Source organism: Rhizobium sp. BT03 (assembly GCF_030053155.1).
In the GTDB taxonomy this organism is placed as follows: domain Bacteria; phylum Pseudomonadota; class Alphaproteobacteria; order Rhizobiales; family Rhizobiaceae; genus Rhizobium.
The window spans coordinates 2,591,859-2,615,000 of sequence record NZ_CP125640.1 but is presented as its reverse complement, the minus strand read 5'-3'; the positions used below and the strand labels follow the sequence as shown (position 1 = coordinate 2,615,000).

The following is a 23,142-nucleotide window of genomic DNA, read 5'->3' as shown; positions in this document are numbered from 1 at the left end:
TGTGAAGAGAAGATTGATCTGGAGGCTTCCAGGTGTTTTGGGTTCTGCCCAAGGCGTCCGAGCCCGATCCTTATGATATCGTCGATGGCCTAGCCGGCCGGACGCGATGGAGGGATCGGAGGTAGGAAGGAAGCTTGTCGCTCTGGGCCGTTGTTGTTTGTTTATCCTCAGGGATGAGCATCTGACGGACGGCTTGATTACCGTTGCCTGACCGCGCGGTATCGGATCCAATCTCGAGAAGCTGGTCTTAAGACAGGCTGCAAGTGAGCTGCTCGGCGTAGCTCCAATAAAGCAGACCTGTCGAACACGTTAATGGCATTGTTGGATTGACTGGGTTGTAAAAGGTAACCTGGTCTGTTGCCGTTCCTTCGGAACGAGCAACGAGACGATGAGCATTGGCAATGAGAACGATTAAGTGTCGTAAGGGCATTTGGTGGATGCCTTGGCATGCACAGGCGATGAAGGACGTGATACGCTGCGAAAAGCCGTGGGGAGCTGCGAATGAGCTTTGATCCATGGATCTCCGAATGGGGCAACCCACCTTAAATGCTTGGAAAATCCAAACTGACTGCGGTCGGCTTGGGTTTCCAAGCATTGTTATAAGGTATCTACACCTGAATACATAGGGTGTAAGAAGCGAACGCAGGGAACTGAAACATCTAAGTACCTGCAGGAAAGGACATCAACCGAGACTCCGCAAGTAGTGGCGAGCGAACGCGGACCAGGCCAGTGGCAATTGTGATTAAAGTGGAACGCTCTGGAAAGTGCGGCCGTAGTGGGTGACAGCCCCGTACGCGTAGATATCACGATTGTCCTAGAGTAGGGCGGGACACGAGAAATCCTGTCTGAACATGGGGAGACCACTCTCCAAGCCTAAGTACTCGTGCATGACCGATAGCGAACAAGTACCGTGAGGGAAAGGTGAAAAGCACCCCGACAAGGGGAGTGAAATAGAACCTGAAACCGGATGCCTACAAACAGTCGGAGCCCGCAAGGGTGACGGCGTACCTTTTGTATAATGGGTCAACGACTTAGTGTAACGAGCAAGCTTAAGCCGGTAGGTGTAGGCGAAGCGAAAGCGAGTCTGAATAGGGCGTCATAGTTCGTTGCATTAGACCCGAAACCGAGTGATCTAGCCATGAGCAGGTTGAAGGTTGGGTAACACCAACTGGAGGACCGAACCCGCATCTGTTGCAATAGATTGGGATGACTTGTGGCTAGGGGTGAAAGGCCAATCAAACTCGGAAATAGCTGGTTCTCCGCGAAATCTATTTAGGTAGAGCGTCGAGCGAATACCCCCGGGGGTAGAGCACTGGATGGGCTATGGGGACTCACCGTCTTACTGATCCTAACCAAACTCCGAATACCGGGGAGTACTACTCGGCAGACACACGGCGGGTGCTAACGTCCGTCGTGAAAAGGGCAACAACCCTAACCTCCAGCTAAGGTCCCCAAGTCATGGCTAAGTGGGAAAGGATGTGAGGATCCCAAAACAACCAGGATGTTGGCTTAGAAGCAGCCATCATTTAAAGAAAGCGTAACAGCTCACTGGTCTAAATAAGGGTCTTTGCGCCGAAAATGTAACGGGGCTGAAGCCATGCACCGAAGCTGAGGATGTGTAGCAATACACGTGGTAGCGGAGCGTTCCGTAAGCTGATGAAGGGAGACCCGTGAGGGCTCCTGGAGGTATCGGAAGTGCGAATGTTGACATGAGTAACGATAAAGAGGGTGAGAGACCCTCTCGCCGAAAGACCAAGGGTTCCTGCTTAAAGTTAATCTGAGCAGGGTTAGCCGGCCCCTAAGGCGAGGCAGAAATGCGTAGTCGATGGGAACCACGTTAATATTCGTGGGCCTGGTGGTAGTGACGGATTGCACAAGTTGTTCATTCTTATTGGATTGGATGGGCAGCGGAGCGGTTCCAGGAAATAGCTCCACCGTATAGACCGTACCCGAAACCGACACAGGTGGTCAGGTAGAGTATACCAAGGCGCTTGAGAGAACTATGTTGAAGGAACTCGGCAAATTGCACGCGTAACTTCGGAAGAAGCGTGACCCCATGGTAGGCAACTATTGTGGGGTGGCACAGACCAGGGGGTAGCGACTGTTTATCAAAAACACAGGGCTCTGCGAAGTCGCAAGACGACGTATAGGGTCTGACGCCTGCCCGGTGCTGGAAGGTTAAGAGGAGAGGTGCAAGCTTTGAATCGAAGCCCCAGTAAACGGCGGCCGTAACTATAACGGTCCTAAGGTAGCGAAATTCCTTGTCGGGTAAGTTCCGACCTGCACGAATGGCGTAACGACTTCCCCGCTGTCTCCAACATAGACTCAGTGAAATTGAATTCCCCGTGAAGATGCGGGGTTCCTGCGGTCAGACGGAAAGACCCCGTGCACCTTTACTATAGCTTTACACTGGCATTCGTGTCGGCATGTGTAGGATAGGTGGTAGGCTTTGAAGCGGGGACGCCAGTTTCCGTGGAGCCATCCTTGAAATACCACCCTTATCGTCATGGATGTCTAACCGCGGCCCGTCATCCGGGTCCGGGACAGTGTATGGTGGGTAGTTTGACTGGGGCGGTCGCCTCCGAAAGAGTAACGGAGGCGCGCGATGGTGGGCTCAGACCGGTCGGAAATCGGTCGTCGAGTGCAATGGCATAAGCCCGCCTGACTGCGAGACTGACAAGTCGAGCAGAGACGAAAGTCGGTCATAGTGATCCGGTGGTCCCGCGTGGAAGGGCCATCGCTCAACGGATAAAAGGTACGCCGGGGATAACAGGCTGATGACCCCCAAGAGTCCATATCGACGGGGTTGTTTGGCACCTCGATGTCGGCTCATCGCATCCTGGGGCTGGAGCAGGTCCCAAGGGTTTGGCTGTTCGCCAATTAAAGCGGTACGTGAGCTGGGTTCAGAACGTCGTGAGACAGTTCGGTCCCTATCTGCCGTGGGTGTAGGAATATTGACAGGATCTGTCCCTAGTACGAGAGGACCGGGATGGACATATCTCTGGTGGACCTGTTGTCCTGCCAAGGGCATAGCAGGGTAGCTATATATGGACGGGATAACCGCTGAAGGCATCTAAGCGGGAAACCCACCTGAAAACGAGTATTCCCTATCAGAGCCGTGGAAGACGACCACGTTGATAGGCCGGGTGTGGAAGTGCGGCAACGCATGAAGCTTACCGGTACTAATAGCTCGATCGGCTTGATCGTTCTCATTGACTGTGCTCATCTCAAGGCGACCGCAAAGCGGTCGTCCTGACAAGGCGAAGGCGCCAGCCTTTGCCCGGTCCCGGCGAACACGAAGTGTTCGTCCGGTTGGAGCTCTAAAACGTGTTCAAAACGAAGTCATAGGACTTCACCAGCTTCTCAAACATAAAGTTGCGCTTTGCCGACCTGGTGGTTATGGCGGGGTGGCTGCACCCGTTCCCTTTCCGAACACGGCCGTGAAACGCCCCTGCGCCCATGGTACTTCGTCTTAAGACGCGGGAGAGTAGGTCGCTGCCAGGTCTGCAAAACGCAACTTTAAATCTTCTCACAATGAAACTGACTAACGGCAAACGCCGGAACAAAAGGCCGCTCACAAAGCGGCCTTTCGTGTTATAATACTCAGCAAGTCAATCAGACTTGCCATGGCGCGGGGTGGAGCAGCCCGGTAGCTCGTCAGGCTCATAACCTGAAGGCCGCAGGTTCAAATCCTGCCCCCGCAACCAAACAAATAGCCCGCCTCAGCGCGGGCTTTTTGTTTGGTAACGGGTCGAGGATTTAACGCCTAATCAGGGGCCCGCAAGCAGGCAAAGCCGACGCAGCGGGACAGAAAAATCACAAAGCCTGCCCCCGAAACCAAATTCCATAAACACAACTCGCAAAAACCCGCCTCTCGGCGGGTTTTTGCGTTTCGGCTGATAGTCGGGAAAGAACTCGGCGTGCGCAGCTTCAGTCGAGACCGTTCCGGGCCAGGAATTCCGCTGCCTGCATCGTCTCCAGGGCATTCGCCGTTTCCCTGAAATACGGCAAGCTTTGCCAGAGAGCGCGGTCGCCGACGATATAGAAGCGGCGTTTGGCGCGTGTCAGCGCCACGTTCAGGAGGTTCGGCTTCGATGCTGCCCAGGCTGCGGCTCCGCTATGCTCGGCATCGGCGCCGAGCACCATGAAGACGATGTCCTCCTCCTTGCCCTGGAAGGTATGCACCGTGCCTATCCGTTCCCGCAGCCACCGCGACAGTTTCGATGGCGAACGCATATTTCCGTGGCGATCGACCCATGCCGCATGGGCCAGAGACTGCCTCAGACTGTTTTTGATCTCCTTGAAGGGCGAAATGATATAGAGATCCGGCAATGCGCCATCGCGGCGATAGCTGGCGGTGAGAACGTCGACGATGAAGTCCGTCTGTTCGGCAACCGTCTGTTTGCCCGATACCCTGCCCCTGACGTCGATCCAGGCGCTGTCGCCATAAAATGGCGGTGCGTCGCCGGCCGGGCGGCGACTTTCCAGCCCGAACACCATCTTGTTCTGGTAGGCGATCCGGTTGGCGAGGCCGAACATCGGATCGACGCAGCGCCGGTGTACTCGGAGAGGGCAGCCGATCCAGAGTCCGTCTGCTTCCTCGCCGGCAACAGTCGTTCCATAGCGGTTGGCGGCATCGGCGAGCATCTGCACCGATGCCCGGTTCGGCGAATATTGTCCCGCCGCGGTATGGGGTGAAAGAGCCGAAGCGGCGGTGATCAGCGCGCTCGGAAGGATAAAGACCGGCTCGATCTGCTGGGGATCGCCGATCGCCATGACCCGGCGCCCTCGCAACAGGGCCCCGACGGCTGCTTGCGGCACCGCCTGACCGGCTTCGTCGATGAAGACCCAGCCGATCGAACCGGCTTCCAGCCCACGGAACTGCCGGGCGAAGGAGGCGAATGTCGTCGAGACGATGGGAACGATCATGAAAAGGCTCTGCCAGATCAATGCAATATGCGCGTCATCGACGGGACTGTTGTTGGACAACAGCTTGCTGATGGCGACGATGTTTCCGCCAAAACCGCCGCCCTTCCTGCCAACCTCCGCCAGCCATGCTTCATGCAGCGTCAACGCTGCCTCAAGCAATGCCGACCGCAGGCCTGCCAGTTCGTCCTGATGCCAGAGGCCGCCGATCTGGAACCGGTCGGTCTCGAGATCGGCGAGACGCTCGGGTATGGCGGGATGACCGAGAACCTCGCCCAGACGGTCGAACTCCTCTCTTTTCCTCACCCAGATTTTCTGCCGTGACCGCAGTGCCTGTTCGGCCCGCTCATGTTCTCGCAAAGCCTGTTCCAGCTGCGGTTCATGGATTTTCGCAAGACGATGTTCGCACTCCGCCAGCGCCTTGCGCAAGTCCAGCTGCCGGCGCGCATTGGCGCCGACATCCTGCCGATGCTGCCGGGCCGGGGTGTTTGGCAGCACTCGCTCCCACCAGGCAGGCGCGCTGCGGTCGAGCAGCTGTTCTTCCTCCTTCAGATCCGACAATTCTTGCCCGATCCGAAGCATTTCGGCCGCCACCCTATCGCAGCACTCCTGCGCGCGCCGACGTTCGGCGGCGGCTGCCCCGACCCGTTCAAGCGCGTCGCCGCAGAATACGTCCTGCGAAGCCAGGGCGATGTCGTCATGGAGATCGGCATAGCGTGCATATTGACCGATCTTGTCGCGAACCCGGTCGTCGACGGCACGAAAGGCCGCCGATGCTTCGGCGAAGCTCGGCCCCTCGTACCCCTCCCGCCATTCCCAGATGGTCTGCGGCTTGGCCGCACCGGACCAGCCGGGGTTCGGCCTTTCGGTGATTTCCATGAAGGCGAAGCGTTCCTTGAAGGCTCGGCGGTTCCTGGCATTGCCGAGCGCACAGGCGATCAGCCCCCACGGACGGTCGCCGTCGGAGAGCTTGACGGCGGCGCCATTGTCCTTTTGGCACGCGATCTTGTGCGCGACCGTCTGCAGATATTGGAGTGAAGATGCCCCGGCGATCGAGCTCCGCTTGGGAAGGTCGCGCGAAATATTCTCCACCGCGGCATTGTTGGAGGAGGCGACGACCATTTCGAAACCGGTAAGGGCCGGGATCAGCACCGATATCGAGGCGGTGTTGCGGTCTGCGAAGATGGCGCGGCGCGGCGATCCGTCAAAGGCGTCGCGCGCCGTCTTCAAGGAGGAGAGCACGCGGGCGCGCCGAACGAGATTATCCGCGAACATGTCGCGAAGCAGGGTCGTCTTTCCCGTCCCCGGCGGGCCGTTGACCGAGAAAAGTCCGGTTTCCGAAAGCTCGCCGATGGCCGAATTGATCGCGAACTGCTGCATGAGGCTCATCGCGTGATGAGGTTCGCTGAGCCAGCGTCCGCGGTTGAGATTTCCGGGGTGCAGAGCCCGAACGATCGCCTTCCGTCCGTCCTCCGAATAGAGGTCGATCCGCTTCTCCGGGGCAAGTGGGCTGAGATATCGCCTGAGCGGCTCGGGAATATCGCCATGTTTGACGCGCATCATCGCCCGCTCGATATCCTCGATGAAGAAGCTGTTCAGGATGCCGATCTCTTCCTCGACACTTGCGCTCTCATCCTCCTCATCGTCGGCTTCGGGCGCATGGCTCTCCTGCTGCGGCAGCGAGAGGACGTCAGGCCGTTCCGCCCTGTCCTTGTAGCGTATTTCAACGGCGGCGACGGGCTTCTCCTGACGCGAGGCAAAGCCCGCCCAATCGCAGAGCAATTCATGCAGCGTCAGGATCTCGCCGGCATCGAGCGGTTGATCGGCACCGTCGTCGAACGATGACGATCTCAGTTGCCGCTGCGCCCGAAAATTCTGCAGCAATTCCGTCAGCTGCCGTTTGCCGTCGGCAAATGCTTCGTGGCTAAGCGAGGAGAGGCCCGATTTGCGCACGCGTCCCAGAGCCCATGGAAGCGTCGAAACGGAAAATGTTTCGAAAAGCGGCTGTCCCGAGGGCGTCAGCTGCAGGCTGGCAAAGCAGGTATCGCCATCGAGATCGCCGCGTTCGGCATCCTCATATTCGGCGATCGCGGCCGCAACGCTGGCGAAGTGACGGCGGACAGAAGTAATTTCGGATTTGCCGAAAACGCCGAGGAACAGGGTAAAACCCGTAATCTTCTTCTCCTCGGGGATTGCTGGACGGCTGAGCACGGCACCGTCATCGCCGAGCGTCCTTGCATGCAGCCAGAAGACACTTCGCCCTTCACCTGCAACAATACGGCTGGAGAGATCGTAGGGAATGAAGAACTCGATCTTGTGCCAGAAATCGAGAATAGCCAGAAGCCGTTCCCTTTCGGCGCCATCTGCATTGGTCTGCATGAGTTTCCACTGAGGAGTTGCAAAATAGGCTTGCACCTCTTTTAGCAACGAACGCAGCTCAAAATCAAAGACCACGGCGGCTGCGCCTGCAGGAACCGCCCGACCGCATGTTCGCAGCCGGCAGGTATCTCGTCAGTGCAGCCGCGGCCGGCGTCGTTCGCCGAGCAGCCCACGCCGGTTCCAGCGGGCGATGGTCTCCGGCACGAGGTCGGTCTTGTGAGTCGCGGGCTCGGCACTTGCCTGGATCCGTTCGAGGGCGGCATTTGCCTTGGCGATATAGTCGAGTGCGGCCGGATCGTCCGAATGCACGTCCCGGATCGCGGCGAAAACGGCTTCCGCCTCGGCCAGCCGTTTGCTGGCCGCAAGCGCGATACCGCGCTTGTAATGCGCCTGGATCAGATGCGGCCCGACCTCGCCGACCCGGCGGAACGTCTCCGCGGCCTGGTCGTATTGATGCAGGGCAAGCTGCGTGTCGCCAAGCCGCATCCGGATCGGCGTCGGATCGGGCGCGTGCTCGGCGAGCGCCTTATAGGCAGCCAGGGCCTCCGTCAGCTTGCCCCGGTCAAACAGCAGATTGGCGATCCCGAATTCCGCGCCGGTATGGCCCGGAACCAATTGCAGGACCTGATTGAAGGCGATCTCGGCTTTCCCACGGGCACCGTTCCGGTACATGTCAAGCGCCTGTTCGTAGACGAAACGAACACTGCGCGGGTTGAGCGCGCCATGCAGATTCTGGCCGTTGCGGGTGCGGAACAGGGTGCAGCTGATCCGTCGTTCCTCGACCCCGAACATATATTTATAGGGCTCGTTTCCGCGCAGGAAGTCGTAGGTCTTGAAGCCTTGCTCGATCGCCCGCCGGATGCAGTAGCCATGCAGGATGAGACCGGGAGACGGCGTCTTCCAGGTCTCGTCGCGGCCGGTGATATAGAACAGAATCGCCTTCTTCTGCCGGTCGACGAGATTCGCCAGCGCCCCGAGTGGCTGGTCGCCATGCCAGAAGACCGGCACGTCGAGATTGCCGCTGTTGAAGCTGTCCATCAGCATTTCGCGCGTGGTTATGATCAGCCGCTCGGTCCGCTCCGTGCCTTTGCGGGCGCTCCATTTGGTCCGCCACAGATTGAAGAGGATGTCCAGGTCGCGCTCGATGGTTTCGGGGGTCGCCATCGTGATCCGGTAAATATCGTCTCCTTCGACCTTGCGCAGGAACCGCCGCAGCTTCTGGCGCGTCTGGCTGCTCATGCGCTGGTCGAGATAGTCGTCGAAGCTTGCCGGCAGGGGAACGATAGGGCAGATCGTATTGTCGATGTTCTCGCTGTTTTTCGGCGAGCTGTCGCGAAACATCACCTCCGGCCCCTTCAGCGCCTCGATCATCTTCTCGCGCCGCCCGGCCGGGCCACAGAAATATTCGAGCTTCAGGTCGGTCCAGTTCTGATGTTTGATAAACGAGGCGAAGCCGGCAATGGCGTGATGCTCGTAATCCGGCCTGACGATGAAGCCGGTGTAATCGGCCGCAAAATTCCCGGCCATCATGATCTCGTCGTAGAACTGCCCGGTCTTCTCGTTCAGATGCGTGATGAGGCGCAAGGGGAAAAAAGCCACATAGGGTGATTCGGGATCGCGTTCGCGAAGCGCGAGGATGAACCAGCGGCGCCGGCGGGAAAGATAATTCTTCAGCCAGATCCAGGAGAGGAAATGCTGCGCATCGGGATCGTCCATGAAGACCTGATCCCAGTTGTCGCGTACCGCGTCGAACCCGGCAATGGTGTCGATAATATCTATGCGCATGTCCGCCCCCCCAATACCCCATACATCACTCGGGAGCCTTCATTCTAATGGGAAACATCGATCTTCAAATAAACCGTCCGGATGATTTGCAAGGCTTAAATAGGATTAGTTTTGAGCCGGCGAATAACCCGGAATCGGAATATGCTTCTGCCAATAATTCAAAGACATAGGGCTAGGCGAGTTGCCTGGAATGCTGGGCCTGGAGGCATATCGCCCGAAAGTGTGCAACGGTCTGGAATGCCGCACCCGTATGGATTAGGTCAGAGCTCGCCGGAGATCCGCGGGCTTGCATGGATGAAGGCCCAGAGCGCCCGGCTGATGGCGACGATTTCGGCGATCGACTTCTCCAGAAGGTCGATCTCGCGTGCATCCATCTGCTCGATCTTGCCATAGCGGATCTCCTTGTCGTCCTCGACCAGCCGCATCAGCTGCGTGCTCGAAATCTCTCCTTTTTCGTCGAAGGAATAGATGCAGTGATTGTACTTGTTGCGGGTCTTGGATTCCTTCTTCAGCCGCGACATGGCTGAAAGGATTGCCTTGCGGTCGGCAGCCGAGGTCGAGGCGAGTTTGGCAAGCCGTTCGACGAGATCGATCCGCGCCCGTGTCGTGTTGAGGGTCAGGAAGACGACGATTGCCGCATCCTTTTCGACCCGCAGCAAATGGGCGATGATGTAGATCAGCAGGCTTTCGGTATTCGTCCAGACATAGTTCAAGCGCCCGACCCGCAGGAGGACATCGGACATCGCCGCCATGCTCGCCCTTTCTTCCCCCCAATGGGGATGATCCATCCCGGAGGATGATACATGCCGATACCATATCAGAACGACGGACAAATCCTCTGCATTTAAGCGGACCGCCGTCGTTTGCCGCATCCCCGCGGTCAGCGTTCCTTGAAAGCCCGGGACATGCTGTCGGTGATTGGTTTGCTGATATATTCGAAGAAGGTGCGTTCCGACGTCTGGATCAGCACTTCGGCCGGCATGCCGGGAACGGGGTGGAAATTATGCACCCGCGCAATCTCTGAATCCGGTATTTGGACGCGCACGATGTAGACGTCCTTGACCGAAACCCCCGAATTTTCCTCGATCGAGTCGGCCGAGACGTAGAAGACCCTGCCCTGCAGGACCGGCGTCGTCCGCCGATTGAGCGCCGTCAACCGGATCGAGGCCGTTTCTCCCTCGCGCAGCTGGTCGATGGAGGTGCGCAGCACCTGCGCTTCCAGGATCAGCGGCACATGCGCCGGCAGGATCTCCATGATCGGCTTGCCCGTGGTGATGACGCCGCCGGCGGTGTGGAAATAAGAGCGCACCACCGTACCCGTCACCGGTGAGCGGATGGTGGTGCGCTCCAGCACGCCGGCAGCCTCACGCATCTGCTGGCGAACACTGTCCAGATCGGATTCGGCGGTCTCGAGCGCATCGAGCGCCGCCTGCTTGTTGGAATTGACAGCAATGATGGCTTCCTGGCGGAACTTGGCAACCTCCGCCTCGCTCTCGTTGAGCTCGCCGTTCAGGCGAGATATGTCGCCCATCGCATCGGCGATCGCCCGCTCGATCGCCAAGAGATCGGTTTTGCGCATATAACCGACCTTGACCAGCCGGGCCTTGGAATCGCGTTCCTCGGTCAGCAGCGCCAATTGCCTTTCAAAGGATTCTCGTTGGCCTTTATAGCCGGCGAAACGGTATTCCAGCGACTTGATGTTCTTCTCGATCAGATTGAGCTGCTCTTCGAGTTTGATCTGCTTGCTGTGGAAGACGACGTTCTGGCTCTGGATGATCGCGCCGATGTCGGGGTCGCCCGCCTCTTTCGTCACAATATCGGGAATGTGGAATTCGCGCAGGCCCTGTGCCTCGGCGCGGAGCCTTGCGACGACGGCTTCCAGGCGCAGCCGGCGAAGCTGCAGCATCCGTTCGTTCGAACGGGATGCGGTGGTGTCGAGGGTCAAGAGGACATCGCCTTCCTTCACCGTGTCGCCTTCGCTGACGCGCATCTCCCTGATGATGCCGCCTTCCAGATGTTGGATGATCTTGTTGTTGCCCGTTGCAACGAAGCTCCCCTGTGCGATGACGGCGGAGGCAAGCGGGGCGGTCGCGGCCCAGAAGCCGAAGCCTCCGAACGAGGTGAAGAGAACCGTGAGGCCGACGATGCTGTGCATTCGGATCGAGCGCGGCACGTCGCTATACCATTCGAGCTGCGCCGGGCCGGCCGTCTCCTGATTTTTCCGTCCCATGTCGTTCACCCTTCGATGCGCGGTGCTGGTTGACCGTTATTGCCGTTGTTCTTGGAAAGCGCCTGCAGCACCTCGATCCGTTCCCCGAACATGGCGACAGTGCCTTCCTTGAGCACCAGGATCTTGTCGACGCATTGGAGCAGCGCCGGGCGCTGGGTGATGGTCACGGTGGTGATGCCCTGCTTCTTGGCGTGGATCAGCGCCTTGGCAAGGGCAGCCTCGCCCTGGGTATCGAGGTTCGAATTCGGCTCGTCGAGCACCACGAATTTGGGATTGCCGAAGAAGGCGCGGGCAAGCGCGATGCGCTGCTTCTGGCCGCCCGAAAGCGGAGCGCCGTCGGCCGCCACGATGGTTTCATAGCCCTGCGGGAAGCCGGCGATGAGTTCGTGCACGTCGGCCAGCACCGCGGCCTCGTAGATCTGGCGATCCTCGACGTCGTCGCGCATGCGGCAGATATTGGCCTTGATGGTGCCGGGAAAGAGCTGCACGTCCTGCGGCAGATAGCCGATGCTTTCGCCGAACTGGCGCTGGTCCCAATTGCGCAGATCCATCAGGTCGAGGCGCACATTTCCCGATGTCGGCACGATCGAACCGACGAGCATCTTGCCGAGCGTGGTCTTGCCGGATCCCGAGTTGCCGATGATCGCCAGCGATTCCCCTTTCTTGAGCGAGAAGGAGATGCCGTTGAGAATGACCTTCTTCTGCGGCGGCGGCACGAAGAGAATGCGTTCGACATCGAGCCGGCCTTCGGGGTTGGGAAGGCGCAGACGCGGGAAGTTCAACGGCGAGTTCAAGAGCAGGCTCTTGATCCTGGAATAGGCGGCGGCCGATCGGTTGAACTGGTGCCAGCCTTCGATCGCGCCTTCGATCGGCGCCAGCGCCCGTCCCGAGATGATCGATGACGCGATCACCATGCCGCCGGTCAGCTCGCCGGAGAGCGACAGATGCGCGCCCCAGCCGAGCAGCGTGACCTGTGTGATCATGCGGCAGGCCTTCGATATGCCGGAGAAGATGATGTTGCGGTCCTGCGCCTCGACCTGCGATTTCAGCGAGCCCGCCGTCTCGCGTCCCCACATCTTCACGGCCTCGGGGATCATCGCCATCGCATTGATGATCTGCGAATTGCGTGACATGGAATCGAGGTGGAAATTCGCCCGGCTGAGATAACCGTTGGATTCGGCAAACTGGCGGGCGGTGAATTTCTGGTTCAGATAGGCGATCAGGAAAAGCACCGCGCAGCAGGTCAGGATGATGATGCCGAGATGCGGATGCACGAAATAGACGACGACGACGAAGAGCGGCATCAGTGGCGCATCGAGAAACGCGATCAGCGTGCCTGACGTCAGGAAGCCGCGCAGCAGCTGCAGGTCCTGCAGCGTCTGATAGTCCTTGCCGCTGCCATGCAGCGATGCCCGCGCCGCAGCGCTGAGGATCGGCGCGCCGAGCTGCACTTCGAGCTCCACTGCGGTGCGCATCAGGATGAAGCGCCGCACCGAATCCATGAATGCCTGCAGCAGCACGGCGCCGAGCACGGCGATCGAGAGCATGACGAGCGTGTCGATCGAGCGGCTGGTCAGCACCCGGTCGGATATCTGGAAGAGATAGAGCGGGATCGCCAGCAGGAGCACGTTGATGGCGATCGTGAACATCATGACGACCATCATATTGCGTCGGACCGCCGCCATGCCGCGCGAGAGGCTGGCGGCGAAATTCACAGGTTCGCTGCGCTTGTGAAATCCGCCGCCACTTCCTCCGCCCCCGCCCCCGTCGCCGCCGGGATCGGAATTCTTGCCGTTGCCACCGCCGCCGCTGCGCAGCCGCCTGTCGCTCTCGCTGATCGGACCGCTCTCGCCATCGATGGTTTTGCCGAAGGGCACCGTCGGGCTCGATTTGAGCTCGGTCGCCTCTTTCGGCCTTTCGGGCGCCGCCCGCGCTTCGATCGGCGGCTGGGCCGCTTCCACCGGTTTTACTTCTGCCGGTTTTGCTGGCATCGGGCCCTGCAGCACCGCTGCAGGAGGCGCCGTTTCTACCTTCGTTACGGCTTCCGGCGTCACCATCTTTTGCGGGAGAGGCGCCTGCACGATCGCCATCTCGGCAGCTTCGCTTGCTGCATCTTCGGCCCGCTCTTTGCCGCGATCGAGGGACGGAGATGGAGATGGAGACGAAGCGGCGCTGCCGCTGAGCCGACGAAGGTTCTCGACCGCCTCATCGATCGCAGAGAGGCACAGATTGCTCCTCTTCGCTTCCGAAGGAATAGCGGCGGGGATAGTGCCCGATTTGAGATCGAGGGCGCTGCCGGCTGCAAATATCTGTTTGGAAATCTGGTTCATCGTGATTCCTCCGCGATACTCACGCGACCATGGCTTGCATGACGTCGGGATGCCCCGACGACCATGAAAGATCATGCCCGGCATTGATGACGCCATCAGCGGAATCGCCGGCCGCGGGATCGTCGTCATCAAGGAAGGCGATGACTTCGTTGGCAAGCCTGTCGCCGGCCGGTTGCGGCTGTGTCGTATCGTGCTCCACCAGCCCGCCCTGAATGAGGATGGCGTCCGAATAGAGCTGGCCTGCCAGATAGGTGGTGTCGCCGAAACTGTCGTAGTCGACGATCTCGGCGATGTTGATGAGCGCATTGCTGCCGGTGTCGATCGTAATCGTCGCATCGGGATTGTTCTCGAGGAGCGCCGATGCCGCCAGGGTCACATCATCGGAATCGCCGAGGATGCTCACCTGCTTGATAATCGTCATGTCGTAGAGATTGCCGGTGATGTAGAGCACGTTGAGGCCGGCATATCCCTGGAAGTTCACATCGAACGACAGGCCTTCCGGCATATTGGGATCGCGGTCTTCGATCGCTTCCTGCGCTTCGACCATATAGTCCGGCATCGCTTCGAAGCTGCCCGTCCCGACATTGTGGATCGAGGCGAAATTCCAGATCAGGTTGTTGCCGGTTTCAATGTCGGCGCCGGGATCGGCGCCGTCTTCCGCCCGCACCCGGTCATTGTCGTAGAGCAGCGAGATCTGCGTGATGCTGTTGATGTCGAGCACATTGCCGCCGATGATCACCAGATCATATTGCATGCCCATGCCGAAAAAGGAGGAGAAGTTGATGGAGGTATTGCCGCCCGTCAGAATTGTGGTTTCGGATCCCGAGGTGGTGACCGTCAGCGTGTCGTTGTCGCTGATGAAGTGATACTGCTCGACCCATTGTACGAAGGAGACGTCGCCGTCGATGACACTGACGCGCCAGCTGGTCGGGAACGTCGGATCGGCCGCGTCGGTTTCGGCGCGGCTCGATGCTTCGAAGCTGCTTTGTTGGAAGACGGCGATATTCTTGGCGACTGTTCCGGCCTCTTCGGCCGAATAGCCGGACGAGCGCAGCGCCGAGGCGATCTCATCATCGTCGCTGTAGACAAAGGATTGGGAAACCGCGTCGACCTGGTGGTAGTCGCCCATGACGGCGGTGACCGAGGCGATGACGCCGGTATTGATCACCGAGGCGACGTTGATGACGACATTCGCACCGGCCGTCACGTCAAGGCTGTTGCCGCTCGGGTCGGTCTGCTCGACGGATGAATGGCTGTCGTCGGGCTCTTCCGGGATCTTGGCGAGACCGCGGTCGGGCAGGAAATCATCGAGCACGGGGATATCGGCCTCGACCTTGCCGTTGATGTAGACGGCGCCGTTGACCTCGGGGTCGATGCGGATGAAATCATGCGTGGCGTCGGCGCCAAGCGAGGTTGCCTCGCCGCCTTCGCTATCTTCGCTGCCTTTGCCGTCCTCGCTATTCCTGGCATTCTGGATATAGTTTTCGATATCCTGGGCGATTTTCAGCGCGCCATCATAGCTATCGGTTCGGTGGAGGCTTGCAAAAGGTGTGTAGATTTCGGCCGCGGTGCTGAACTCCGCCAGCCGCTCGATCACGAAACTCGTGTCCCGGGGAGCATGGATGCCATCCGACATGTCGAGATAATCGTCGTCGTAAAGGACGTTGACCTGGAGCACATGGCTGATCGACGACCCAGGCCCGGCAAAGACATTCAGCTCCGGCTCATCCGACAGCACGATATCCGTAGCCTCGCCGAAATGCGGTAAGGCGATGTCGCGTGCGGCAATCGCCGCCAGCTTCTCGAGGCTTTCTTCGAAGACGCGGCCCAAATGGCGCGCCGGACCGAATTCGATCTCGTAGCTGCCGCTGTTGTAGATGACACCGGGATCGTAGTCCTTGAGCTGCAGATTGGACGAGAAGGCCGCGGTAAAAGTGTCCTGATCCGGCAGAGCCGGTCCATCTTCGCCAGACCCCGCGCCTTCGGCATATTTGGCGCGCGCCCTCATCTCTTCGGTGGTCATCTCGAAGAGACCGATGAAGTGCGCGATGATTTCCGAAATCTTCTCGATATGCATGGTTCGGCCCTCCCATTCGAAATGACGATCGGCCTTGGAAGCGGCCCCGCCGGGAGCCATGGAGTGGTCGTCAAACCGTTTTCAAACAGTCGAACTGCACCGGCGAGCGCCGGTGCAGTTCGTCTTGGTCCTTGGAGGTCAGGGTCAGGTGCCGGTATCCTCGCCGACGTCGGAGACATGGGAATTGCCGCCGATGACGCTGGAGTCCACCGTGTTGCTGAGCAGGTTCGCGCCCTGAACGAGCTCGAGGTGGAAGCCGGAATTGGCAAGGATCGCCGAAGCATCGGCCGCGCTCGAGCCGTTGGCGTCGTCGCCGGCCTTGAGATCCCAGCCCCTGCCGTCCATCTCCATGCCTTCCGCGCTATCGGCGGTGCCGGCATTGGCGTTCAGGTGGTTCTGGGCGCCGTCGTTGTCCATCTTGATGTTCCAGGCGCTGTCCTGGTCGGCCAGATGGTTCGCCTGGACGGCGCTGAAGCCGCTGTCGTTGCCGGCACCCGTCAGCGAATTGTTGAGGATGCTGTCGACGTCGAGCGTGAAGGAGAAGTCGTCGCCGAGGTTGAAGGTGAGGTCGTGGCCGGCAACGCCGAGGTTGTCGAAGTCCTTGACGTCCTCGATGACGGCGAAGTCGGTGTCGGTCTTGTTGAAGCTGTCAGCGGTGTTGTTGCTGTCGGAGATCGTCTTGGTGTCCGTATCGGTAATGGTCTTGATATCGGTGTCGGTCACGGTTTTCGTATCGGTGTCCGTGATCGTCTTGGTGTCGGTGTCGTTGTCGCTGTACGACTTGCTGTCATAACTCCAGTCGTAGTCGTTATTGGAGTCGGTGATCGTCGTGGTCTTGGTGCTCGTGTCGTCGTCGGACTTGTAGCTCCAGTCGTATTCGTTGTCGCGGTTGTTGCCGTTATTGGCAGACACGTCGATGTCGGTCTTGACGTCGACGTCGACGCTGTTGTCGGTATTGTCGCGGTTGTCGCCATTGGCGACGCCGACATAACCGGTCGAGCCGTCATCGACTTCGGTTGAATTGACAGCACTGTTGGCAAAGCCGTCGGCAAGCGCCCCGACCTTCGTGATTTCGGTTTCGTCGCCCGATGATTTCGGGTCGTGATTATAGTCGCCGGACATCAAAGATTCTCCAGAAAAAAACCGGAGCAGCTTTTCGAAATCCCTCTCATCTCAAATGGGATCTTGCTCGCGCTCGCTCCGATGCGGTTAACATCGGCAGATGTATTCGGTACCAGTCATCTGCAGCTTCATCGCGATTTGTTGATCAAACCGTTGGTATTGGGAATGTACGCACTCAGTACAAGGCCGCACATATCCAGCTCATCATCCTGAGAGGATAAGGAGTAACCAGGCGTTATTGTCGTTGAATTGCCCGAAATGGATGCCACGTATCAAAAACACACGCCGATACCTGGATCGTCCATGTCGCCACTTGGACGACGATCACAGATTGCTGGAAAAAATGCGGAGCCGATAGATATCAATTCGGGCTAAGGCAGATCTGCCACGTCCGGCTAGCCTCTGTCGCTGCAGCGTCGGGACGTCTTTGTGTGGTGGCGTTGCCGTGTCTCTGGAATCCGGAATCCCCCGCATTCGCGGCTAGGTTGAGGGCCACCTTGCGGCGGCTGCCTGTGTCAGATTCGACATCTCATACAGGTCGAAAATATAACAATCTGTACTGAACTATTACATTCAGCTCTCATCTATAGTCAGGGCAAACATAACCTTGAAGTATCCATGACAGTAAAAATGCAACCAAAACTTAGTATCTTATCGCTTTTTGCCCACTAAAACTAATCACTTTGGGCCATTTCCTTCCTTCTCAATCCGTATTAACATAATTAAGAAATGTCTAAAAAATAAAGCGGTGACATCAGGGGCCGGCATTTCTTACTATCGAATACCCGACATCGCTCCACGTTTGAGTAAAGTGTAACGCTAGGGGAGGCGTATATGTTCATGACAAGCTCAGGAATGGAGAATACAGACCAGAGCAGGAAGTTAGGTTCGTCGGGAAATACTATACTGGTGGTCGCCAAGGCGGATCTGTTTTCAGAATGCATGGTAGAGGCGCTGGCCAAGAAATTTCCGAACTGTGATGTCGCAAGCATAACGAGCACGAAGCCGATGCTGGAAAAAGATAGCGGCGATCTGAAGCTCGTTTTATTCTATCATATACCTGCGCCGGAGCTTCATGAGGCGCTGCAGGCTGCCCGCGAAAACCACCCGGAAACCTCTGTCGGCCTTGTCGTCGAAGCGATCGACATGCTCGAACCCTATGTCAGCCGCCTGGTGGAGGCAAGGATCATCGACGGCGTCCTGCCGCTCAACCTGCGGCTCGATGTCTTCATGGCCGCGGTGGATCTGCTGATGAAGGGCGGCGAGCATTTTCCGTCCGCCCTGCTCAATCGCCTCACCAACAAGAACACCCCGCTGGAGCCTTCGCTCTATCAGACAAAATCGGTCGATGCGGCGCGGACCAATGCGCTGAAGCTGAGACGCGACAGCATCTCCTCTTTGACCACGCGCGAGGTTCAGATCCTGGACCTCATATGCAAGGGCACGCAGAACAAGATCATCGCCGACAAGCTGCATCTTTCCGAAAACACCGTGAAGGTTCACGTCCGCAACATCTATAAGAAGATGAACGTGCGAAACCGCACGGAAGCGGCATCCCGTTTCTTCAACGAGCATCCCGCCGGCGAAGACGACATGTCCGGCCGGTGGCGCAACTGATCCGCCCGCCACGTGTCCATTCAGACGCGCAGGGACGCGGAGCAGGTAGAATTGCTGCTTCAGATCGACGGACGTGCGAAGCAGCGCGACTTCTGTCCGAAGCCGCTTGGAGAGCAGATATAAGGCGCTGAGCCGTGATAGGCGACGCGAACCGTAGATGTAGTCGAGCGTTCGGGCCGATTGGCCGGATAGGCATAGGCTTTCGCGACGCGCGGCGCCTCGACCGCGACGACGTTCTTTTTGGCGACGGCGGCTATGTCGTCGTTAACGATCGTGCACGCCGTTGCTCCGATCGCAAGAAGCGTCGTTCCTCCGGCGAAGATCGCAAAACGAAATAGACGCCAGCCTTTCGGCTGCGCTGCAGCTTGTTTTTTCAACATGGCCAAAACCCCTCGCATATGGCGCTTCCGGATGCAAGACCGGTCGCACAGTTCAGCGCGGCCAACCCTCCCATTACTTCTAGATCAACTTCATTGAGTGAAGCTTGAGCGACGTCAGGACACTCGTTCTGAGGGAAAAATGGACAGAAAATGATTAATCATTTGTTAAATTGAAGAATAGTTGCGTAATTATTTTGGATACTCGAAGTTTTTAAAGTTGACCTTAGCTGCAATCGCCTTATCATTTTAATAGTAATTCAGTTATCTGAAGAATAACTCAAAAGTTATTCATGCTTGGATGGTCGGCATAAGGAATATCCAGCCAGATAAGGAAGGCGTGCAGTGCCTAACTAAAACAAAAGACTAAATACATGGGAAGGAGTTTGTAATGCGTAGTTTCGTTCCCAACGAAGGTTATTCCGAAGTAACAGGCATGCCGGTGCTCAAGGAGATGGGCACCGCTCTGGTGAATGGCGGAGCAGGTTTCCTCGGCTCGCATCTCTGTGAAAGGCTTCTGCAGCGCGGCCACCGGGTCATCTGTCTCGATAATTTTTCGACCGGCCGCCGCGTGAATGTCGATCACCTCGCCTCGAACGCCCGTTTTCACATCGTCGAGCACGATATTCGCCAGCCCTTCGATATCGACGCGTCGCTCATCTTCAACTTTGCCTCGCCCGCCTCACCGCCCGACTATCAGCGGGATCCGGTGGGCACATTGCTCACCAATGTGCTCGGCGCCGTCAACACCTTGGATTGTGCGCGCAAGACCGGTGCGGTCGTCGTTCAGTCGTCGACGTCGGAAGTCTATGGCGACCCGAACCAAAGCCCGCAGCACGAATCCTATTGCGGCAACGTCAACCCGATCGGACCGCGCGCCTGCTACGACGAGGGCAAACGCAGCGCCGAGACCCTCTTCTTCGATTATCACAGGACTTACGGCGTCGACATCAAGGTCGGCCGCATCTTCAACACCTATGGGCCGCGCATGCGTCTGGATGACGGCCGGGTGGTCTCCAATTTCATCGTGCAGGCGCTGCGCAATGCAGACCTGACGATCTATGGCGATGGCCAGCAGACCCGCTCTTTCTGCTATGTCGACGATCTCGTCGAGGGCTTCCTGCGTTTCTCGGCCGCCGGCAGCGCCTGCCATGGTCCGATCAACCTCGGCAACCCGACCGAGATCACCGTTCGGCGCCTGGCGGAAATCATCCGCGACCGGACCAATTCGCGCTCCCGGATCGTTCATCTGCCGGCGGTCACCGATGACCCCCGCCAGCGGCGGCCGGATATTTCCCGGGCGATCGCCGATCTGGGCTGGCAGCCCTGCATCGGCCTCGAAACCGGCCTGGCGCGCACCGTCGATTATTTCGACGGCCTGCTTGCTGGCGCAAAGAAGGCCGGCGCCGAGAAGGCGGAGGCCGTATGAGATGCCCCGCTACATCTTGGTTACCGGTGGCGCCGGTTTCATAGGCAGTCATATCTGCAAAACGCTGGCGCGTGCCGGCATGGTCCCGGTCACCTACGACAATCTCTCGACGGGGCATGCCGACAGTGTCCGCTGGGGGCCGCTGATCCGGGCGGATCTTGCCGATGCAGCGACACTGCGCCGGACCCTCGCGGAGTTTTCGCCCGATTGCGTCATCCATTGCGGCGCCAATGCCTATGTCGGCGAATCCGTCGAGATGCCGAGGAAATATTACCGCAACAACGTCGTCGGCAGCCTGACGCTGCTGGAGGCCTGCCTCGACCAGGATATCGAGCGGATCGTCTTTTCGAGCAGCTGCGCCACGTATGGCGTCCCCGCCACCCTGCCGATACGGGAGGAAACGCCACAGCAACCGGTCAATCCCTACGGCCGCACCAAACTGATCTTCGAGATGGCGCTCGAGGATTTTGCGGCTGCCTACGGGATCCGCTTCGCCGCGCTGCGTTATTTCAATGCGGCCGGCGCCGATCCGGAGGGTGAGCTTGCCGAGCGCCACCAGCCCGAGACCCATCTCATCCCTCGCGCCCTTCTCGCTGCCGCCGGCAGGCTGGAGCGGCTCGATATCTTCGGCACCGATTATCCGACCGAAGACGGAACCTGTGTGCGCGACTATATTCATGTCAGCGATCTCGCGCAGGCCCATCTTGCCGCCGTCAATCACCTGATGGCCGACGGCGGCTCGCTCAGTGTCAATCTCGGCTCCGGCCGAGGCACTTCGGTGCGCGAGATCCTCGAAGCCATCCATCGGGCGACCGGCCTTGAAGTTCCCGTCCGTTATCGGCCCCGCCGGGCCGGCGATCCGCCGATCCTCTTTGCCGACACGGCAAGAGCGAAGGCGGAACTCGGCTTCACGCCCGCTCTCTCCGATATTGATACGATCATCCGCACCGCCGGTCCCACTTTCGGCCTGAAGGTGACGGCATGAGCATTGGTTCGGAAATCGGCCACCGTGCCAGGACGGCGAAAGCCGCCGCCGCAGATACATTCGATCCTGTTTTTAGCGGCTGGAACCGCGCCGCTTACGGCCTCGGCATCCTCTGCTGGCTGGCGGCGCTCGGTTATTTCTGGATCTGGTGGTGCCAGTCGGCTCACATCATTTCCTGGACCGCCTTCGTGCTCATCACCCTGGTATTGGGCTGGATCACGCTCGTCCCGGCCTATTTCATCCTGATCTTCCTCGATGCGCGGACGGTCAGCCCGCGCGCAGAGCTGCCGGAGGGGCGGGTGGCGATGGTGGTCACCAAGGCGCCCTCCGAGCCCTTTGCCGTCGTCCGCGCCACGCTGCAGGCGATGCTCGACCAGGTCGGCGTCGATTTCGATGTCTGGCTGGCCGACGAGGATCCTTCGGAGGAGACCCGGCGCTGGTGCGCCGAGCGCGGCGTGCTGATCTCCACCCGAAAGGGGGTGGCGGACTATCATCGTGCGACCTGGCCGCGCCGGACGCGCTGCAAGGAAGGCAACCTCGCCTATTTCTACGATCATTTCGGCTATGCGCGTTACGATTTCGTCGCCCAGTTCGATGCCGATCATGTGCCGACGCCGACCTATCTCCGCGAGGTCCTGCGTCCCTTCGCCGACCCCGAAATCGGTTATGTCTCCGCGCCCAGCATCTGCGATGCGAATGCGGCTGCGAGCTGGGCCGCGCGCGGCAGGCTCTATGCCGAGGCCAGCCTGCACGGTTCGCTGCAGACCGGTTACAACAATGGCTGGGCGCCGCTTTGCATCGGCTCGCATTATGCGGTTCGCACCTCGGCGCTGCGTCAGATCGGCGGCCTCGGCCCCGAGCTTGCCGAAGACCATTCGACGACGCTGATGATGAATGCCGGCGGCTGGCGCGGCGTGCATGCCGTCGATGCGATCGCCCATGGTGACGGCCCGGCGAATTTTGCCGATCTCGTCGTCCAGGAGTTCCAGTGGTCGCGCAGCCTCGTCACCATTCTGCTGCAACATTCCAGCCGCTACATCGCGCATCTGCCGTGGCGGCTGAAATTTCAGTTCGTGTTCTCGCAGCTGTGGTATCCGCTCTTTTCCGTTTTCATGGCGGTGATGTTCCTGCTGCCGGTTGCCGCCCTGCTGACGGGCCATGTTTTCGTCAACGTCACCTATCCGGATTTTCTGCTGCATTTCGCGCCGATATCGGTCGTGCTGACGCTGTTTTCCGTCTTCTGGCGAGCGACGGGAAGCTTCAGGCCGCATGATGCGAAACTGTTCGGCTGGGAGGGGCTGGCCTTCATCTTCCTGCGCTGGCCATGGTCGCTCGCCGGCAGCCTGGCGGCCATGCGCGATTATATCTCCGGCTCCTTCGTCGATTTCCGCATCACGCCGAAGGGAAAGCAGCAGCAGCATTCTCTGCCGCTGCGCGTCGTCGCGCCCTATATCGCGCTCGCCGGGCTGTGCGCCGTCGCCATAGCGCTCGCCAGCGAGGCCGCCGCCGCCCAAGGCTTTTATATTTTCGCGGCGATAAACCTCTCGATCTATCTGTCGGTGGCGGTGCTGATCGTCGTTCGCCATGCGATCGAGAACGGCCTGCCGCTGCTGCCGCAATCGCACGGGCTGCGGCTCGCGACCGCCATGGGGCTTGCCATCTGGTTTACCGGCGGCATGCAGCTGGGCAGCCATGGTCTCCGCAGCCTCGAAGCCCTTTCCCACGGCCAGCCATTCGTCAGCTTCACCGAAACGCAATTTGCCGTGGCCGGTGCCGGCCTCGGCGGCGGCAAGACCAAGATCACGAAATTCCGTCTCAAATGGAATGGGTTCGGCAACATGGGACGGGACCAACAGGGTGTCTGAGCCGGCGGAGCCGGCAAGTG

At 59.1% G+C, this 23,142-nt stretch carries 12 protein-coding genes, 1 tRNA gene and 2 rRNA genes; 7 read left to right on the top strand and 8 right to left on the bottom strand.

The features are described from left to right. Nucleotides 1-409 precede the first annotated feature (409 nt). The 3 genes from QMO80_RS12870 (at nucleotide 410) to QMO80_RS12860 (ending at nucleotide 3,707) form a co-directional block, all read left to right on the top strand. Nucleotides 410-3,207: ribosomal RNA gene (locus QMO80_RS12870) — 23S ribosomal RNA — on the top strand. 182 nt (nucleotides 3,208-3,389) lie between these two features. Further along, a 5S ribosomal RNA gene (gene rrf / locus QMO80_RS12865) occupies nucleotides 3,390-3,504 on the top strand. 126 nt (nucleotides 3,505-3,630) lie between these two features. Then, nucleotides 3,631-3,707, top strand: a tRNA-Met gene (locus tag QMO80_RS12860). A 223-nt stretch (nucleotides 3,708-3,930) separates the two neighbouring features. Here the strand turns inward: QMO80_RS12860 and QMO80_RS12855 are convergent. The 7 genes from QMO80_RS12855 to QMO80_RS12825 all read right to left on the bottom strand — a co-directional run bounded on the left by QMO80_RS12855 (nucleotide 3,931) and on the right by QMO80_RS12825 (nucleotide 16,849). Further along, nucleotides 3,931-7,305: a DEAD/DEAH box helicase gene (locus tag QMO80_RS12855; protein ID WP_283196941.1), complete on the bottom strand. Its 3,375-nt coding sequence runs from the start codon at nucleotides 7,303-7,305 to the stop codon at nucleotides 3,931-3,933. Between the two features lie 132 nt (nucleotides 7,306-7,437). Continuing rightward, nucleotides 7,438-9,090, bottom strand: coding sequence for a GNAT family N-acetyltransferase (locus QMO80_RS12850; RefSeq protein ID WP_283196940.1), 1,653 nt, complete (start codon nucleotides 9,088-9,090; stop codon nucleotides 7,438-7,440). A 260-nt stretch (nucleotides 9,091-9,350) separates the two neighbouring features. Next, complete coding sequence (locus QMO80_RS12845; RefSeq protein WP_283196939.1) at nucleotides 9,351-9,842, bottom strand: hypothetical protein; 492 nt, start codon at nucleotides 9,840-9,842, stop codon at nucleotides 9,351-9,353. A 128-nt stretch (nucleotides 9,843-9,970) separates the two neighbouring features. Then, on the bottom strand, nucleotides 9,971-11,320 hold the full coding sequence (locus QMO80_RS12840) for an HlyD family type I secretion periplasmic adaptor subunit (protein WP_283196938.1): 1,350 nt from the start codon (nucleotides 11,318-11,320) through the stop codon (nucleotides 9,971-9,973). 5 nt (nucleotides 11,321-11,325) lie between these two features. Then, nucleotides 11,326-13,650, bottom strand: coding sequence for a type I secretion system permease/ATPase (locus tag QMO80_RS12835; RefSeq protein WP_283196937.1), 2,325 nt, complete (start codon nucleotides 13,648-13,650; stop codon nucleotides 11,326-11,328). A gap of 19 nt (nucleotides 13,651-13,669) precedes the next feature. Then, on the bottom strand, nucleotides 13,670-15,727 hold the full coding sequence (locus QMO80_RS12830; RefSeq protein WP_283196936.1) for a hypothetical protein: 2,058 nt from the start codon (nucleotides 15,725-15,727) through the stop codon (nucleotides 13,670-13,672). A gap of 144 nt (nucleotides 15,728-15,871) precedes the next feature. Continuing rightward, a complete protein-coding gene (locus tag QMO80_RS12825; protein ID WP_283196935.1) occupies nucleotides 15,872-16,849 on the bottom strand; it encodes a fibrinogen-binding protein in 978 nt (325 codons plus the stop codon). An 834-nt stretch (nucleotides 16,850-17,683) separates the two neighbouring features. Here QMO80_RS12825 and QMO80_RS12820 point away from each other — a divergent pair. After that, complete coding sequence (locus QMO80_RS12820) at nucleotides 17,684-18,466, top strand: response regulator transcription factor (RefSeq protein WP_283196934.1); 783 nt, start codon at nucleotides 17,684-17,686, stop codon at nucleotides 18,464-18,466. Nucleotides 18,467-18,525: 59 nt separating this feature from the next. Here the strand turns inward: QMO80_RS12820 and QMO80_RS12815 are convergent, their stop codons facing one another. After that, nucleotides 18,526-18,846 carry a hypothetical protein gene (locus QMO80_RS12815; protein WP_283200180.1) on the bottom strand — a complete coding sequence of 107 codons (321 nt, stop codon included), beginning with the start codon at nucleotides 18,844-18,846 and terminating at the stop codon, nucleotides 18,526-18,528. Nucleotides 18,847-19,234: 388 nt separating this feature from the next. Between QMO80_RS12815 and QMO80_RS12810 the strand changes: the two genes are divergently transcribed. Genes QMO80_RS12810 through QMO80_RS12800 form a run of 3 tightly spaced genes read left to right on the top strand, consistent with a single transcriptional unit; the run spans nucleotide 19,235 to nucleotide 23,122 of the window. Then, nucleotides 19,235-20,272 (top strand): UDP-glucuronic acid decarboxylase family protein, encoded by a 1,038-nt coding sequence (locus QMO80_RS12810; protein ID WP_283196933.1) that lies wholly within the window; start codon nucleotides 19,235-19,237, stop codon nucleotides 20,270-20,272. A gap of 1 nt (nucleotide 20,273) precedes the next feature. Beyond that, on the top strand, nucleotides 20,274-21,257 hold the full coding sequence (gene galE, locus QMO80_RS12805) for a UDP-glucose 4-epimerase GalE (protein ID WP_283196932.1): 984 nt from the start codon (nucleotides 20,274-20,276) through the stop codon (nucleotides 21,255-21,257). After that, nucleotides 21,254-23,122, top strand: coding sequence for a glycosyltransferase family 2 protein (locus QMO80_RS12800; protein WP_283196931.1), 1,869 nt, complete (start codon nucleotides 21,254-21,256; stop codon nucleotides 23,120-23,122). Before galE ends, QMO80_RS12800 begins: the two co-directional genes overlap by 4 nt. Nucleotides 23,123-23,142: the final 20 nt, after the last annotated feature.

Bases quoted from the DNA above. Each gene is read 5' to 3' on its own strand.
- galE (WP_283196932.1), top strand. From the start codon at position 20,274: ATGCCCCGCTACATCTTGGTTACCGGTGGCGCCGGTTTCATAGGCAGT.
- QMO80_RS12845 (WP_283196939.1), bottom strand. From the start codon at position 9,842: ATGGCGGCGATGTCCGATGTCCTCCTGCGGGTCGGGCGCTTGAACTAT.
- QMO80_RS12835 (WP_283196937.1), bottom strand. From the start codon at position 13,650: ATGAACCAGATTTCCAAACAGATATTTGCAGCCGGCAGCGCCCTCGAT.
- QMO80_RS12850 (WP_283196940.1), bottom strand. From the start codon at position 9,090: ATGCGCATAGATATTATCGACACCATTGCCGGGTTCGACGCGGTACGC.
- QMO80_RS12820 (WP_283196934.1), top strand. From the start codon at position 17,684: ATGTTCATGACAAGCTCAGGAATGGAGAATACAGACCAGAGCAGGAAG.
- QMO80_RS12830 (WP_283196936.1), bottom strand. From the start codon at position 15,727: ATGCATATCGAGAAGATTTCGGAAATCATCGCGCACTTCATCGGTCTC.
- QMO80_RS12855 (WP_283196941.1), bottom strand. From the start codon at position 7,305: ATGCAGACCAATGCAGATGGCGCCGAAAGGGAACGGCTTCTGGCTATT.
- QMO80_RS12810 (WP_283196933.1), top strand. From the start codon at position 19,235: ATGCGTAGTTTCGTTCCCAACGAAGGTTATTCCGAAGTAACAGGCATG.
- QMO80_RS12800 (WP_283196931.1), top strand. From the start codon at position 21,254: ATGAGCATTGGTTCGGAAATCGGCCACCGTGCCAGGACGGCGAAAGCC.
- QMO80_RS12815 (WP_283200180.1), bottom strand. From the start codon at position 18,846: ATGTTGAAAAAACAAGCTGCAGCGCAGCCGAAAGGCTGGCGTCTATTT.
- QMO80_RS12840 (WP_283196938.1), bottom strand. From the start codon at position 11,320: ATGGGACGGAAAAATCAGGAGACGGCCGGCCCGGCGCAGCTCGAATGG.
- QMO80_RS12825 (WP_283196935.1), bottom strand. From the start codon at position 16,849: ATGTCCGGCGACTATAATCACGACCCGAAATCATCGGGCGACGAAACC.